The organism is Xanthomonas sp. BRIP62409, assembly GCF_003992965.1.
Taxonomy (GTDB): Bacteria; Pseudomonadota; Gammaproteobacteria; order Xanthomonadales; family Xanthomonadaceae; genus Xanthomonas; species Xanthomonas euroxanthea.
Genome location: NZ_QEZJ01000023.1, coordinates 20,000 through 35,918, shown reverse-complemented (window position 1 = coordinate 35,918; position 15,919 = coordinate 20,000). Strand labels below are relative to the sequence as shown.

The 15,919-nt window shown below is 66.3% G+C and carries 10 protein-coding genes; 6 read left to right on the top strand and 4 right to left on the bottom strand.

The features are described 5' to 3' along the window. Window positions 1-820 precede the first annotated feature (820 nt). From EO170_RS14380 to EO170_RS14365, 4 genes are all read left to right on the top strand, one after another. Window positions 821-1,663, top strand: a complete 843-nt coding sequence (locus EO170_RS14380) for a transporter (RefSeq protein WP_126946053.1) — start codon at window positions 821-823, stop codon at window positions 1,661-1,663. A 301-nt stretch (window positions 1,664-1,964) separates the two neighbouring features. Further along, entirely contained in the window at window positions 1,965-4,391 is a 2,427-nt protein-coding gene (locus tag EO170_RS14375) for a glucose/quinate/shikimate family membrane-bound PQQ-dependent dehydrogenase (protein ID WP_241239448.1), read from the top strand. A 234-nt stretch (window positions 4,392-4,625) separates the two neighbouring features. Continuing rightward, window positions 4,626-5,912, top strand: a complete 1,287-nt coding sequence (locus EO170_RS14370) for a carbohydrate porin (protein ID WP_126945893.1) — start codon at window positions 4,626-4,628, stop codon at window positions 5,910-5,912. A 172-nt stretch (window positions 5,913-6,084) separates the two neighbouring features. Then, window positions 6,085-8,205: a S9 family peptidase gene (locus EO170_RS14365; protein WP_126945890.1), complete on the top strand. Its 2,121-nt coding sequence runs from the start codon at window positions 6,085-6,087 to the stop codon at window positions 8,203-8,205. A gap of 98 nt (window positions 8,206-8,303) precedes the next feature. Here the strand turns inward: EO170_RS14365 and EO170_RS14360 are convergent, their stop codons facing one another. Continuing rightward, window positions 8,304-8,708 carry a hypothetical protein gene (locus EO170_RS14360; protein WP_208413834.1) on the bottom strand — a complete coding sequence of 135 codons (405 nt, stop codon included), beginning with the start codon at window positions 8,706-8,708 and terminating at the stop codon, window positions 8,304-8,306. Between the two features lie 322 nt (window positions 8,709-9,030). Here EO170_RS14360 and EO170_RS14355 point away from each other — a divergent pair, with 322 nt between their 5' ends. Both EO170_RS14355 and EO170_RS14350 read left to right on the top strand, forming a co-directional pair. After that, complete coding sequence (locus EO170_RS14355; RefSeq protein ID WP_126945887.1) at window positions 9,031-9,498, top strand: hypothetical protein; 468 nt, start codon at window positions 9,031-9,033, stop codon at window positions 9,496-9,498. 130 nt (window positions 9,499-9,628) lie between these two features. Then, window positions 9,629-10,354: an AraC family transcriptional regulator gene (locus EO170_RS14350; RefSeq protein ID WP_104649748.1), complete on the top strand. Its 726-nt coding sequence runs from the start codon at window positions 9,629-9,631 to the stop codon at window positions 10,352-10,354. 342 nt (window positions 10,355-10,696) lie between these two features. On the opposite strand, the gene EO170_RS14345 is transcribed toward EO170_RS14350, so the two are convergent. The 3 genes from EO170_RS14345 to EO170_RS14335 all read right to left on the bottom strand — a co-directional run bounded on the left by EO170_RS14345 (window position 10,697) and on the right by EO170_RS14335 (window position 15,585). Beyond that, the gene (locus EO170_RS14345; RefSeq protein ID WP_126945884.1) at window positions 10,697-12,805 is read right to left on the bottom strand and encodes a catalase; all 2,109 of its coding nucleotides are present in this window, start codon (window positions 12,803-12,805) and stop codon (window positions 10,697-10,699) included. A gap of 206 nt (window positions 12,806-13,011) precedes the next feature. After that, window positions 13,012-13,866 (bottom strand): aldo/keto reductase, encoded by an 855-nt coding sequence (locus EO170_RS14340; RefSeq protein WP_126945881.1) that lies wholly within the window; start codon window positions 13,864-13,866, stop codon window positions 13,012-13,014. Between the two features lie 21 nt (window positions 13,867-13,887). Beyond that, entirely contained in the window at window positions 13,888-15,585 is a 1,698-nt protein-coding gene (locus EO170_RS14335; protein WP_241239447.1) for a carboxylesterase/lipase family protein, read from the bottom strand. Window positions 15,586-15,919: the final 334 nt, after the last annotated feature.

Here is a 15,919-nt window from a genome sequence, read left to right as displayed (position 1 = left end):
CTAAGGCATGCGCCTGCGCGCTGCCTCTGGACGGACACGCATCGCTGGATGCGTGTCCGTTTTTTTTTGGGGCATTGCGGTCGAATTGCCGCTGTGCCGGGTGCATCGCAGGACGCGCGGTTCGGATGCGGCCCCATGACGAACGCGGCAAGCGGAGCCGCATTCCGGCACGCACGGCCCATCGAATCGGCGATGCCACGCCGTGGCGGGCACGTCCCATTCCGCACGTTTCCGCAAGATCGTATGTTGCCCCGGTGAGCAGATCTGCCTTGTCGATGCAGCGCAACGACATCGGCGCGCCCGGCTGACCTGCTGATCGGCCGACACGCGCGCAGCTGCAATCCGGCGACGCCTCACGCACCTGCGCTCAGGCAACGCACGCCCAACGCCCAGGCCATCGCGTCTGCACCACTGCCGCGCCTTTGCGCCGGCTTTACGCCCTGCGCAGGCCGCGTGCATAGCGACTTTATGCCGCTGCTCCGTATCGTGCCGTCTCCCGCACCGATGGGTGCACCACGGCGACCGCATGCCTCGATCGATCCCGATGACGCGCCACCGCGCACGTCCTCGCACCACGTAACCCCATCCACGATGGGCGTGGAAAAGCGACTCGCATCACGCTGTGCGACATCCGCACACTGTTGAGGCCGCTTTTGTCACCGACGGCGTCTTCAGGCCCGCCGACGCCTATAAGATCGATTGGCAACACGCCGCCATCAGGCGGCCATGCAGTCGTTCGACATCCACGCGCATTCCCCCTCCCCAACGCTGACCGTTCACGCGAGCTGTCCAGCGTCTTGCCATGGAAACCACTGCAATGCTGACTGCCATCTCCCACCGCTCCACCCGCGCACGACGCGTCCCCTTGTTGAGCCTCGCCCTGGCCGGCGTGCTGAGCAGCCTCGCGCTGCAGGCACAGGCACAAGAGGCCACCGAAGCGGCGCTGTGTACCGATCGCCCGACCAAGGCCAATTCCACCTGTACCGTGCCAACCGGCGCCTGGCAGCTGGAGACCGATATCGGCAGCTACACCCGCGACAGCCAGCCCGCCACCCGCGTCGAAACGGCGTACTTCACCAATCCCACGCTCAAATACGGCGTCAGCGACCGCATCGATCTGCAGCTGAACTGGGCACCGCAGCTGCAGGTCAAGACCACTGACCGCGCCACCGGTGCGCGCAGCAGCCTGAGCGGCGGCGGAGATATCTTCCTGCGCATGAAGGCGCGTTTCTACGAAAGCGATACCGCCAGCGTGGCGTTGCTGCCGTTCGTCAAGGCACCGACCGCGCGCACCGGCCTGGGCAACGACGAGTGGGAAGGCGGCGTCGCCTTGCCGATCAATTTCGTGCTGCCTAACAGCTTCTCGCTGACCTTCGGGCCCGAGGTGGATTGGTTGGCCGACAGCGATGGCAGCGGCAAGCATGTCGCCATCGTCAACGCGATCAACCTGGCGCATCCGTTCACCGCAAAGTTGTCGATGGCGGTGGAAGTGTGGTCGTCGATCAACCGCGACCCGGTGCAGACCATCGAGCAGTATTCGGCCGACATCGCCGCTGCGTATCTGCTCAATCCGCTGTTGCAGCTGGATGTGGGCGCCAACTTCGGCCTCAACGACCGCACCCCGGACGCGCAGGTGTATGTGGGCATGTCGCACCGCTTCTGAGGCGCGCAGCGCGCGCTGCGCACACAAAAGCCGCTGCGGTCCGCGCCTGTGCGGACTGCAGTGTTCTGTAGGCAATCGCTTCAGATATGTAATAAATGCCCGGTGCGGTGCGACACTATGTCGTCAGTCTGCCGGGCATGCCGGTGCCGGTCCCACCAGCGGTACGTGGGCCGGGGAGGGGAGTGACGGAAAGTGGGCAGTGATGCTGCCTCTACTGGCCGCCGTGCGGGCACCTTGCAGCATCCAGATCGGAATGCCGGGCGCGGTGCAGGGCGGAATCTCCTGATCGAGGTGTTGCAACGTGGAAACGAAATCGAAGTTGCCGGTCCCGGGCCGGGCATTGCTGCTGGTGCTGGGCATGCTGATTGCGCTGGTGGGGCTGATTTTTCTGCTGGGTGGCGCAAGGTTGGCCAGCCTGGGCGGCAGCTGGTACTTCCTGCTGATGGGCCTGGCGACCGCCGTGGCCGGCGTGCTGATCGTGCTGCGTCGGCCGGCCGGTGCGCTGGTGTACGGCGCCGCCTTCGTGCTGACGCTGGTCTGGGCGCTGTGGGATGCGGGGCTGGAGTTCTGGCCGCTGATCTCGCGGCTGATGCTGCCTGCGGCGTTCGCCGTGCTGGTGGCGCTGGCCTGGCCGGCGCTGCGGCGTAGCCGGGCCTTGCCGGCCGGGCGTACTGCCTATGGCGTGGCAACGGTTCTGGCGCTGGCGGTCGTGGCCGGTATCGGCGGCATGTTCGTGCCGCATCCGCCGGTGGCAGGCGAGCACGGGCCCGGCATGACGGCGGTGCAGCCGGCAAGCGCGCAACGGAACTGGTCCGCCTACGGCAATACCGATGGCGGTAGCCGCTTCGCTGCGCTGGACCAGATCAACCGCAGTAATGTCGGCCAGCTGCAGGTCGCCTGGACCTACCACACCGGCGAGATCGCCAACAGCGACGGCAACGGTGCCGAAGACCAGTTGACCCCGCTGCAGGTGGGCGAGACCGTGTTCCTGTGCACACCGCACAACAATCTGATTGCGCTCGACGCCAGCACCGGCAAGCAGCTGTGGCGGCGCGAGATCAATGCGACCTCGTCGGTGTGGCAGCGCTGCCGTGGCCTGGGCTACTTCGATGCCGATGCGGCGTTGCCGACGCCGAGCGTGGCCAATCCCTCGCCGATCACCGCAGTGGCGGTGGCGCAGGATGCCAACTGCCGTCGCCGCCTGTTCACCAACACCATTGATGGTCGCCTGATCGCGGTGGATGCGGACACCGGTGCGTTCTGCCAGGGCTTCGGCAGCAACGGCCAGGTCGATCTCAAGGCTGGCCTGGGCGCTGCGCCGGATCCGTTCTACCAGCTGACCTCGCCGCCACTGGTGGCCGGCACCACCGTGGTGGTGGGCGGACGCGTGGCCGACAACGTGCAGACCGACATGCCCGGTGGCGTGGTGCGCGGTTTCGATGTGGTCACCGGCGCGCAGCGCTGGGCCTTCGACCCGGGCAATCCGCGTGATCGCCAGGCGCCGGCCGCCGGCAGCAGCTATGTGCGCAGCACGCCGAACGTGTGGGCACCGATGTCCTACGACGCGGCGATGAACACCGTGTTCCTGCCGCTGGGCGGGCCATCGACCGATCTGTACGGCGCCGAGCGCACCGCGCTCGATCACCGTTACGGCGCCTCGGTGCTGGCACTGGATGCCACCACCGGTGCGGAGAAGTGGGTCTACCAGACCGTGCACAACGATCTGTGGGACTTCGACCTGCCGATGCAGCCCAGCCTGATCGACTTCCCCAACCAGGACGGCAGCCACACCCCGGCCGTGGTCATCGGCACCAAGGCCGGGCAGATCTACGTGCTCGATCGCGCCACCGGCAAGCCGCTGACCGAGGTCAGGGAAGTGCCGGTGAAAGGCTCGGATATTGCGCACGAGCAGTACGCGCCGACCCAGCCGCTGTCGGTCGGCATGCCGCAGATCGGCACTAAGCACCTGACCGAATCGGATATGTGGGGCGCCACTGCGATCGACCAGATGCTGTGCCGCATCGCGTTCAAGCAGATGCGGTATGAAGGCCTGTACACCGCGCCGGGCACCGATGTGTCGCTGAGCTTTCCCGGCTCGTTGGGCGGCATGAACTGGGGTGGCCTGTCGACCGACCCGGTGCATGACGTCATCTTCGCCAACGACATGCGCCTGGGCTTGTGGGTGCAGATGATTCCTGCCGACACCCGCAAGGCCGAGGCGTCCGGTGGTGGCGAGGCAGTCAATACCGGCATGGGCGCCGTGCCGCTGAAGGGCACGCCGTATGCGGTCAACAAGAACCGCTTCCTGTCGGCGCTGGGCATTCCATGCCAGGCGCCGCCGTACGGCACGCTCAGCGCCATCGATCTCAAGACGCGCAGCATCGCCTGGCAGGTGCCGGTGGGGACGGTGCAGGACACCGGCCCGTTCGGCATCAAGATGCATCTGCCGATCCCGATCGGCATGCCGACGCTGGGTGGCACGCTGTCCACGCAGGGCGGGCTCGTGTTCATCGCCGGCACCCAGGACTACTACCTGCGCGCGTTCGACAGCGGCACCGGCAAGGAGCTCTGGAAGGGCCGCCTGCCGGTCGGCAGTCAGGGCGGGCCGATGACCTACGTCTCGCACAAGACCGGCAAACAGTACGTGGTGATCAGTGCCGGCGGTGCGCGGCAGTCGCCCGATCGTGGCGATAACGTCATCGCCTACAGCTTGCCCGACGCGCACTGACCCACCGCCCACGCAGGACCATGCAGGCATCTGCCTCGCGTGGTCCTGGAGCGGCCAACACACCGCGCGCGCCTGACGGCTGCGCACCGGCGTGTCAGCCGCGCTTGGCGCAACCCGACGGCCGGGTGCCTGGCGCATCCGGCCAACGGTCCCGTTACCGCAGCGGCGCCCGGGCATCACCGCCCTGCATCGCCACCGCCGGCGGTGCACGCTGCCCCGACTCAGAGAACCACGATGCATCGTCTGACTTTTTTCCCGCGCCGCAGTGCGCTGGGCTACGCCTTGCTGCTGGCACTGCCGGCCACCGCAGTCGCCGCGGGCGACACCACGCTGACCGGCGACTGGGGCGGGCGTCGGTCCGCCTGGGCCGAGCACGGAGTGAGCGTTCGCGGCGACTACGTGTCCGAGACCTTCGGCGTGGTGGACGGCGGCTACGAAAAAAACAGTGCGCGCTATGCGCAGCAACTGCGGGTGGGCGTGGATCTGGACATGGCCACACTCGCCGGCTGGGACGGTGGCAGCCTGCATGTCACCATCAATGACCGCCGCGGCCGCAGCACTTCCGCCGACCTGGTGGGCAATCGCTTCCCCATCCAGGAAGTGTACGGCGGCCAGTACACCCGCCTGAGTGAGTTCAGCTACGACCGCAGCTTCCACCAGGGCGGCACGTATCTGAAACTGGGCTTCTATGCGATGGGCAACCAGTTCGCCTCGCACACGCTGCTGGTGAACTTCGTCAATGCCGCGTTCTGCGCGCATCCGCTGGCGTTTTCGGCCAACAGTGGCTGGTACAACTACCCGGCCGCGCGCTGGGGCATCGAAGGCGCGCAGCAGCTGACCCCGCAGCTCAACCTGCATGCCGGCTGGTTCCAGGTCAATCCGAATCTGGGCTTCGGCGCCCGCGACACCTACGCGTTCAAACCGTTCGCCAGCGGCACCACCGGTGCGATCTTCCCGCTCGAATTCACCTGGAAGCCGGCCGCCTCGCGCTATCCGGGCGTGTACAAGTTCGGTGGCTATTACGACTCCTCGACGGTCGCCAGGCGTGGGCTGGATACCAGCCGCAGCACCGGACGCGACGGCGCCTATCTGCTGGTCGAACAGAAGCTGGTCACTCCCGGAGCGGACGCCAGCATCGGCCTGACCGGATTCGCCCAGTTCATGGCCAGCGACCACGACAGTGCGTTGATGACCCGCTGGTATTCGGTCGGTGGGGTGTACCAGGGCATTGGCGCACGCACGCAGGACCGCATCGCCCTGGGTTATGTGGCCGGCCGGATCAATCATCGGCTGCTCGATGCACGCCGCGCCGAGTCGATCGATGCCGGCGTGCCGGCCGACTCGCCACTGATCGGCCTGAGCGCTGCCGAGGAGCTCTACGAGCTCGCCTATAGCGCGCAGCTCACGCCGTGGCTGATGCTGCGCCCGGACGTGCAATACATCGTCAACCCCGGAACCTACGCCTATACCCGCACGCACAACGCACTGGTGGTCGGGCTGCAGGCCAAGCTCACGTTCTGAGCGCCACCTGCGCTGCAGCGTAGGGCGCCGTTGCCAGACCTCCAATGCGCACGGCGCGCATCGGCCGCTACCGCGCAGCAACGTGCGGCACCTGCGCGCGCATGACCTCCTACCTTTGCGCGTGCGCTGCAGCAACGCCTACCATCGACGTTTTGCCGTTGCGGGAATCTCGATGAAGCTGCGTCACGCCGTATTGCCCCTGTGTTTGCTGGCTACCTTGCCAAGTCTTGCCGCCGCGCGCGGATTCGATGTGCGCGACATGGTCGCGCTGGACCGGGTGTCGTCGCCCACGCTCAGCCCCGACGGCAGCGTGCTGGTGTTTGCCAAGCGGCAGGCCAAGAGCAGCAACGGCAAGCCGTCCACCGGCCTGTGGACGCGCAACCTGCGTACCCGCGATGCAGCGCCGCCCAGGCGGCTCACGCCCGACGGCTGGAACGTCAACAGTCCGGCGCTGTCGCCGGACGGCAAGACGGTGTATTTCCTCAGCAGTAAATCCGGCACGCAGCAGTTGTACGCACAGCCGATGACTGGCGGCACGCCGCAGCAAGTGACCGCGTTCGCAGTGGATGTGGACAGCTACAAGCTCTCGCCCGATGGCAAGCGCATCGCCTTCAGTGCCGGCGTGTTCCAGGACTGCGGTTCGGACCTGGCGTGCACCAAGACCAAACTCGCCAGCGTCAAGAACGCCAAGGCCAGCGGCGTGGTCTACGACCAGTTGTTCGTGCGGCACTGGGATACCTGGAACGACGGCCGCCGCAATACGCTGTTCGTCGCCGAGCTGCCGGCTGCCGGCGCCAAGGCCGTGGTCGGCGCCTCGGCGATCAGCGCCACGCTGGCCGGCGATGCGCCGTCCAAGCCGTTCGGCGGCAACGACGACTACACCTGGTCGCCCGATGGTGCCAGCGTGGTGGCCAGCGTGCGCATCCCGCAGCCACATGGCCCGGAAGCGGGCAAGAACGCCAAGGCCGCCGGCAAGCCCACCGGCAACGACGAGCCGTGGCAGACCAACTTCGACCTGTACCGCCTGGATGCGGCCGGCAAGGCAGCGCCGGTCAACCTGACCGCGGCCAACCCGGCCTGGGATGCCGGCCCGGTGTTCAGCAGCGACGGCAGGACGCTGTACTACCGCGCGATGAAGCGCCCCGGTTTCGAAGCCGACCGCTTCGGCCTGATGGCGATGGACGTGGCCAGCGGCAAGACGCGCGAGATCGCGCCCAAGTGGGACCGCTCGGCCGGCGAGATCGTGTTGAGCGATGACGGCGCAAGCATCTACACCAGCGCCGACGACCTCGGCGAGCATCCGTTGTTCAAGATCGACATCGCCACCGGCACCCCGACCAAACTGGTCGGCGAGGGCGTTGTGCATGCACCGACGCTGGCCGGCACCACGCTGGCGTTCACCCGCAACTCGCTCAAGAGCGGCGACCAGGTGTTTGTCAGCGACGTGCAGGGCCGGGGCCTGCGTGCGATCACCCAGAGCGCCGGTGAGCTGCTGCCGGACGTGCAGTTCGGCGACTATGAGCAGTTCCAGTTCAAGGGCTGGAACAACGACACCGTGCACGGCTACGTGGTCAAGCCGTACAACTACCAGGAAGGCAAGACCTACCCGGTGGCATTCCTGATCCACGGCGGGCCGCAGGGCAGCTTCGGCAACGGCTGGAGCAACCGCTGGAATCCGCAGACCTATGCCGGGCAGGGCTACGCGGTGGTGATGATCGACTTCCACGGCTCCACCGGCTACGGCCAGGAGTTCACCGACGCGATCAGCCAGCATTGGGGCGACCGCCCGCTGGAAGACCTGCAGAAGGGCTGGGCCGCCGCGCAGAAGCAGTACGGCTTCCTCAACGGCGACAAGGCCTGCGCGCTGGGCGCCAGCTACGGCGGCTACATGGTCTACTGGATGGCAGGCAACTGGAACCAGCCGTGGAAGTGCCTGGTCGACCACGACGGCGTGTTCGACAACCGCACCATGGGCTATGCCACCGAGGAGCTGTGGTTCAGCGAATGGGAAAACGGCGGCACGCCGTGGCAGAACCCGGCCGGCTACGAGAAGTTCAACCCGGTGCTGCATGTGGACAAGTGGAAGGTGCCGATGCTGGTCATCCACGGCCAGCAGGATTTCCGCATCCCGGTCGAGCAGGGCCTGGCCGCGTTCACCGCGCTGCAGCGCAAGGGCATCGACTCCAAGTTCCTGTACTTCCCGGACGAGAACCACTGGGTGCTCAAGCCGGACAACAGCGTGCTGTGGCACGACACCGTCAACAGCTGGCTGAAGCAGCATATCGGCCAGTGAGGGTGCGACCGGCACGCCGCCTGGAGCGGCGTGCCGGTTGGTGGGCTGATGCAGCGTGACGGCCCGGCCTTCAGTGTTTCGACAGGCGCCGGGCTTGGTCAGTGTCGCTGCTGATCGCGCCTGGCCAACTGGCCTTCCACGATCTGCAGGATCTCCGCCACCGCGATCCCGAACGAGCCGGCATTGCCGGCGTCGAAGGCGGCTTTCCATTCTGCATAGCCCGGCAGGTAATCCTGGGTGGGCGCGGCATCGCCGACGTATTCGGCGGCGCTGCGCTCCAGGGTCTGCGCAATCACCGGGATGTGTGGCAGCGTGTCGAGGATTCCATCGGGCAATCCCGCGTGACGCACCTGGATGTCGCTGATGCTCACGTGCAGGATCTGGCCGCCGTGGGGATGCACGTCGATCTGGTTGATCAGCAGCAACGGCGTCTCCGTCGCGGTGCGCCCACGGCAGCGCCACAGTTGGCCAACCGCATAAGCGGGAGAGGTGGTGTCGGGCATCGGGTACTCCACGCGCAAACCGCAATGATGCAACGCGCTCGCAAGGATGGCGACCGAGCGCGGTGCCCGCCCTGGATGGGATGGTTCGATCTCCCACCCGTCGCAAGTGCAGTCGCGCGTTGCCTGCCGGACGATATTCACAGGTAGGCGTCAAGGTCGATGACGCCTGAAGGATGAGTCCGCTTGTGGCTAATAGACTTGGCCTGGATCACTGCGCCCGGCTGAATGGCCGGCGCCAGCAGTGCCGCAGCGCAGGCGCGCCATGTCAAAATAGCGATTCTTTAACTTCCCCAGTTCCCTGCAGGCCGCAAGGACCGTTCGCATGCGCACGCTGTTCCGCCCCTCATTGTGGGCGCTCGCCCTAGTCTGTAGTCCTGCCCTGAATGCCGCATCGCGGCCCACGGTGTCCGCGCGTGCGCCCGTTTCGGCATCCGCGACTGTCGCCAGTACCGACGCGGCCAGCGACCCGAGCGTGCCGCTGCCGGCCACGCTGAAGTCCGGCATGGGCTACCGCGCATTCGCACAGGCGGTGATGGAGCAGGGCTGGCAGCTGGTGGATCCGCTGGCCGCCGACAGCTGCATGGCCGCCGGCGATTGTGCCGTCGAGTTCATCGCGCCCGGCGGCAGTGCACGCCTGCAGGTGCAGGTCGGCTCGCAGTCCGGTGCGGCGGTGGTCAGTGGCTGGCGCGCGCAGCAGGTGCCGTTGGATCGCATCGGCAATCCCACGGCTGCGGCGGTGGACAGCAAGGCCGCGCCGGCCGCGGCCAACGTGGCCGACAACCCGCGCTGAGCGCGGGCGCCGGCGTCTGATGCGCGCGGCGTATCATGGCGTGGCATGCGCTGCGGCCTGCATCGGCGGCAGGTGTCATCGCCAGCTGCGTCTTTCCTGATCCTGAGTCCAGTCCTGCATGACGTCCTGCATGAAGAGCATCGATCCTGCCGATCTGGAAGCGTTGTTCGATGCCGTGCCGGACGTGCTGTTCTTCGTCAAGGATCGCGAGGGCCGCTATACCCACGTCAACCAGACCATGCTGCGGCGGTTGGGGCTGAAGTCGCGCAAGGACCTGATCGGCAAGCGCGTTGCCGAGGTCTATCCCAGCGGTCTGGGCACCAACTACGCCAACCAGGACGAGCAGGTGCTGGCCGGCGAAGTGATCGACAACCTGCTGGAACTGCATCTGTTCGCCAATCGCGAACCGGGCTGGTGCCTGACCTGCAAACGTCCGCTGCTGGTCGACGGCAAGGTGCAGGGCATCATCGGTATCTCGCGTGATCTGGGGCCGCAGGACGGGCACGAATCGCAGTACGAAAAACTGCGGCTCGCGCTGGCGTACCTCAACGCCAACTACGCGCAGAACGTGCGCATGCAGGCACTGGTGGAGATCACCGGGTTTTCGATGTCCAAGTTGCAGCGCTCGTTCCGCAAGGTGTTCCAACTCACCCCGCAACAGGTGCTGGCCAAGCTGCGTTTGCAGATGGCGATGCACCTGCTGCACGGAAACAAGAGCCTGACCGAAATCGGGCATGCCTGCGGCTTCAGCGATCAAAGCGCCTTTGCGCGGCAATTCAAGCTGGCGGTGGGCATGACGCCACGCGAGTACCGCGCGCTGGCGAACGCTGCGCAGTTTCCCGCCGAACCGTCCTAGCGCATCTGACAGGACGACAACTGCTACACGGACGTACTTGCGGCGTGTCCTGCGATGGTGGGCGGGCAAGGGCCTTGCAGCCAAACCGCAGCCCGCGGCTCTATGCCGACCTGGCCGCGCGCGCCGACACCCCAAAGACACGACCGCGCAACGACGTAAAGACAGCCGGATTCCAAATCGCAGCGTCGTTTATGAGACGCGGCCAAAAGACGGGTTGAAGGCTGGCCGTTGCGGAGGATGCGCTGGTTTTCCGTTGATGAATTGCTGCCCGCATAAACGCCTTGGGCGCGAACGACGTGGAAGTCGTTCGCGCCCGAGCCTGTGCAGCCTATGCGGATGCGGTTACGCCAGCATGCGCACCTTCGGTTCGCGTGCCCACTGGCGGGTCTTGGCGGCAGTGATGAAGGCCTTGGTATCTGCCGCGGCGATCACGCCGGCGTCCTTGCCGACATTGCCGGCCTTCAGCAGCAGCTGCGCGCCGTCGTCGAAGGCGATCGCCTTCAGATGGGCCCAGGCATTGCTGACGAAATCCAGCGCTGCCGATTCGCGTGTCAGCGCCTTGGCTGCTTCCGACGACAGCAGCACCGCCACCGCATCGAACATCACCGACGGCGTGCCGGCCAGCTGACCATCGGCGGCCAGCTGCTTGCCGTCGCTGAGCTTGGCGCCGCCCAGTTTCGGCGCGACGATCTTGACCGTGGCACCGGCGGCTTCGGCGGCCTTGCGCACGGCCTTGATCGTCGCCGCGTCGGAGCCATCGTGAATCAGGATGCCCACGGTGCGGCCCTGCAAGGTGTCCTTCATCTTGCCGATCAACTGCAGGGCGGGCGACAACGGCATGTCGGTCGGAGCGACCGCAGCCGGCGGTGCCGGCGGCAATGCGGTCATCCCCATGCCATCGGCCACACGCTGCGCCAACGTCGGGTCGATGTGACGCAGGTGACCGACGATGGCTTCGCGTACGTGCGGGGTTTCCACTTTGGACAGCTCGAACACCAGCGCCGATGCCATGTGCGCCTGTTCCGGTGCGGTCTGGCTGCGGAAGAACATGCGCGCCTGGCTGTAATGATCGGCAAAGCTCTCTGCGCGTACGCGGCCCTTGGCGCCGTCTTCGGCCGGGGTTGCGTGGCTGGGGAATCCACGCAGCGCCTCACGCGGCGCATCGGCCTGCAGCGAGCTGGGCTCGTAGGCGACACGGCCCTTGGGCACGCCCATCTGCATGTGGCCGTCGCGCTGGTTATTGGCGAACGGGCACTTGGGCGCATTGACCGGGATCTGATGGAAGTTCGGTCCACCCAGACGGCTCAGCTGCGTATCCAGATACGAGAACAGGCGGCCCTGCAGCAGCGGATCGTTGCTGAAGTCGATGCCGGGCACGATGTTGGCCGGGCAGTACGCCACCTGCTCGGTCTCTGCGAAGAAGTTGTCCGGCCAGCGGTCCAGCACCATGCGGCCGACGATCTGCAGCGGCACCAGTTCTTCCGGGATGACCTTGGTCGAATCCAGGTGATCGAACGGGAATGCATCGGCTTCCGCCTCGGTGAACAGCTGCACGCCCAGCTCCCACTCGGGGAAGTCGCCGCTCTGGATCGCCTCGAACAGATCGCGACGATGGAAGTCCTGGTCGGCGCCGGCGATCTTCACCGCCTCGTCCCAGATCGTGGACTGCAGGCCAAGCTTGGGGCGCCAATGAAACTTGACGAAGGTGCTGTCGCCATTTTCATTGAGGAAACGGAAGCTGTGGATGCCGAAGCCTTCGATCATGCGCAGCGAGCGCGGGATCGTGCGGTCGCTCATCGCCCACATGATCATGTGCATCGATTCCGGGCTCAGCGAGATGAAATCCCAGAAGGTGTCGTGCGCACTGGCGGCCTGCGGGAAACCGCGGTCCGGCTCCATCTTCACCGCGTGGATCAGGTCGGGGAACTTCATCGAATCCTGGATGAAGAACACCGGGATGTTGTTGCCCACCAGATCCCAGTTGCCTTCCTTGGTGTAGAACTTCACCGCGAACCCGCGCACGTCGCGCGGCGTGTCCACCGAGCCGGCGCCGCCGGCGACGGTGGAAAAACGCGTGAACAACGGGGTCTTTTCGCCGACCTCGGTAAAGATCTTGGCGGTGGTGTACTGGCTCAACGACTTGGTCAGCTCGAAATAGCCGTGCGCCGCGCTACCGCGCGCATGCACGATGCGCTCGGGAATGCGCTCGTGGTCGAAGTGGGTGATCTTCTCGCGCAGGATGAAGTCTTCCAGCAACGTCGGCCCGCGCGGCGTGGCGCGCAGCGAGTTCTGGTTGTCGCCAACCGGAATGCCCTGGTTGGTGGTCAGCTGCGGATGCGTGCCGCCCGCCTTCTGGTGCAATTCGTCGCCCGTACCGCGCAGCGTCTCGGGAGTTGCGCTGACAGCAGCGGTGGATGGAAGTTGCGCGGGCTTGCTGGGGGACTTGGCCATGGGGACTCCACTCTGGCGGGCTGGGATGCGGGCTGATCCGTTCAGCGTGGGAGTGGCGCTGTTAAATGCACGTGTCTGCATGCGAACGAATACTCACATGCAGCCGAAAGCTTGCGTTGGATCGCAGCGGGCTGATGCGTAGGTCACGCAATGATCCGGCGCGCTGTCTGCGAACGCATGTAGCGGACCCAAGCGTTACGTGTCGGCTACAGCAGATCCAATGGCTGTTTGCGTGTCGGCGGCGGGAATGCACGGTCCAGGTCGGCAAGATCCTGCGCGTCCAACTGCAGCGTGCACGCTGCTGCATTCTCGCGCACATGGGCAGGCGTTCCCGATTCGGGAATGGCAATGACCTGCCCGCTGCGGATCGCCCAGGCCAGCGCCACGGCGGTTGCAGCCACGCCGCGTCGCTCGCCGATCGCGTGCAGCACCGGATGGTCCAGCAATGCGCGGCTGCCCAATGGCGAATACGCCATCACCGTTACCTCGTGCTGTGCACACCACGGCAGCAGATCGAACTCGATGCCGCGGCTACCGGCGTGATACAGCACCTGATTGACCAGGCAGTGTTGCCCGCCATCGATGCGCCACAGGTCCTGCAGATCATCGACATCGAAGTTCGATACGCCCCAGTTGCGGATCTTGCCGGCATCGCGCAACGCCTCGAAGGCATCGACCACTTCGTGCAGATCGCTGCCGCCGCGCCAATGCAGCAGATACAGGTCCAGTGTACGCACGCCGAGCCGCTGCAGGCTGGCCTCGCAGGCACGCGCGATACCGCGCGCGCTGGCATTGCTCGGCAGGACCTTGGACACCAGATAAGGCCGCTGCACGCTATCCATCGCCTGGCCGATCAGTTGCTCCGACCGGCCATTGCCGTACATCTCGGCGGTGTCGATCAGGCGCATGCCCAGCTGCTGACCCGTCTGCAGCGCATCGATCTCCTGCTGCGGCGCGTGGCGGCCCTGGCCCAGGTTCCATGAGCCGAGCCCGAGTGCCGGCACGCTGCGTCCGTTGCGCAGGCGCACCGTAGGGCAGGGGGATGAAGTGGAAACGGACATGGGTGGCTCCTGATGATGCGATCAATGCGAGGGTGACTGTGCCGGCGTTGCGGTCGCGTGCGGTGGTGTCAGCGTTGCCTGTGCATCCCAGAACGCGCAGCGGTGCCGTTGCGCGAAGTCGGGCGTTGCGCCGATCCTGCCGGGCGACAGCGTCAACGGAGCGTCGCCATCGAAGCGTGGCCACGGCGGACGGCCGCCCCCATTGGGATCGCCGGTGCGCGCGAACGCGCCCCAGTAATCCTGCAGCGTATCGGCAAAGGCCTGTTGCGCCGGAGTGAACGCCGGCTCGCCACTGAGCACCCACGGCCGCTGGAACAGGTACACCAGTTCGGAGGCGTGATACGCGCCCAGCGGATGCGAGAACGGCAGACGCCACAGGCCGTACGGCGCCTGCGGGTCGTCGAATTCGTACGCATACACCGGCGTGCGGGTACGCAAGGCCTGGCCCAGCCGACGCGTCGGGCAGGCGAAGCCGCCATCGGTGACGACGTCGGCGAATGCATCCCAGCGCGATTGCCCGGCAATGTCTGCATAGCGCGCCATGATCGCTGTCGGGTTGGCATGCATGCGCTGCAGGCGTGCCTCATAGCCGCTGCGCAGGTTGAGCTTGCCGACGTAGGACAGCAACTGCGCAAACAGCCGCCCCTCGTTGCGGTTGGTGCCCATCAGCACCGGCACCTGCACATGGTGCAGGTTGGCGATCGCCTCGGTGGGCGGCAACGGCAAGACGTCACCGCCAGACATCGGCGCCCAGGCATCGCTGCCGGTCAGGCCACGTCGCTGGGATTTCGCATCGGCCACGGTATCGGCAGGCAATGCGCGCAGGCACGCGCCCACATCGCTTGCATGCGCGCAGCCAAGCGTCTGCGCCATGCGCGCACCGCCGCGCTCGGCCTCGGCGCGCGGCACGCTGGAATCGCTGGCCAGGCAGCTGCCGCTCTGCAGGATTGCGCGTTGGAACAGACCGGCCGCGCCCGGCGAGGCGAGTTGATAGCAGATGCTCCAGGCGCCGGCCGATTCACCGAACACGGTGACGTTGTGGGCATCGCCACCGAAGGCGGCGATATTGCGTTGCACCCAGCGCAACGCGGCCTGTTGGTCGAGCAATGCATAGGCCCCTTCGCCTTCGCCACGCAGCGCCGGATGCGCGAAGAAACCGAACACCCCCAGCCGGTAATTGGGCGCCACCACGATGACGTCCTGCCGCGCCGCCAAGGCACTCAGGTCGTAGTCGACATTGCTGCCCAGCTCCAGCGCGCCACCGTAGATCCACACCATCACTGCGCGCGGATGCACCGGCGCCGGGCCGGGCGGCGCATAGATGTTGAGGGTGAGGCAATCCTCCGATATCTGCTTCTGCCCGAAGCGATACCGCGGCAGGCAGGCCGGCCCGGCCCGGGTGGCATCGCGGACGCCCTTCCATGCTGGCACAGCTTGCGGGGCGCGAAAGCGCAACGCGCCCACCGGCGGCGCGGCGAACGGCACGCCCAAAAACACCCGCCCCTGCGCGCCGGCGACACCGCGGACTGCACCGGCATCGGTCTGCACCACCTCGGCCTGCGCATCGGCCGCATGCACCAGCGCCGGCACCTCGCCAGGGCGGCGTGGCGCGCATGCGGTCAACGCAAGGCCTGCAAGCAGCAGGCAGGCCAGATTGCGTTTCAATGAACCTCTGTCGCGCTTGATCACTGTCTGTCGTGTCCTATCCCGGACACACATCATCGCGAGTGCACGTGTAGGGAAGGAAAACGTGCAGGCCGCCCGACCAAGGGCGGCTGACACACGCTTTCGAACGCCGTGGATGGTGAGCGGCAAGAACCTGCAGCCAGGCTGCAGATCAGCCGCCCTGCCACTGACGCCTTCGCCGTTCAATCACCTTTCGCAGTGACCGCGACAGTGAGCCTTGGCGTCGCTTGATGGCCTTACCCAAGCCGTGCCAGGCTACGGCGCAGGCGCTTGCCAGCAACGCGCGATGTGGCCAGACACTGACTGCTGCCGCCAGAAACGAAAAACCCAGCCCGGCAATTCCCGGGCTGGGTTTGAATGCCACACG

What these genes read in the sequence shown, in the direction of transcription:
- EO170_RS14370 (WP_126945893.1), top strand. Translation starts at nt 4,626, where the DNA reads ATGCATCGTCTGACTTTTTTCCCGCGCCGCAGTGCGCTGGGCTACGCC.
- EO170_RS14365 (WP_126945890.1), top strand. Translation starts at nt 6,085, where the DNA reads ATGAAGCTGCGTCACGCCGTATTGCCCCTGTGTTTGCTGGCTACCTTG.
- EO170_RS14360 (WP_208413834.1), bottom strand. Translation starts at nt 8,708, where the DNA reads ATGCCCGACACCACCTCTCCCGCTTATGCGGTTGGCCAACTGTGGCGC.
- EO170_RS14355 (WP_126945887.1), top strand. Translation starts at nt 9,031, where the DNA reads ATGCGCACGCTGTTCCGCCCCTCATTGTGGGCGCTCGCCCTAGTCTGT.
- EO170_RS14350 (WP_104649748.1), top strand. Translation starts at nt 9,629, where the DNA reads ATGAAGAGCATCGATCCTGCCGATCTGGAAGCGTTGTTCGATGCCGTG.
- EO170_RS14345 (WP_126945884.1), bottom strand. Translation starts at nt 12,805, where the DNA reads ATGGCCAAGTCCCCCAGCAAGCCCGCGCAACTTCCATCCACCGCTGCT.
- EO170_RS14340 (WP_126945881.1), bottom strand. Translation starts at nt 13,866, where the DNA reads ATGTCCGTTTCCACTTCATCCCCCTGCCCTACGGTGCGCCTGCGCAAC.
- EO170_RS14335 (WP_241239447.1), bottom strand. Translation starts at nt 15,585, where the DNA reads ATGTGTGTCCGGGATAGGACACGACAGACAGTGATCAAGCGCGACAGA.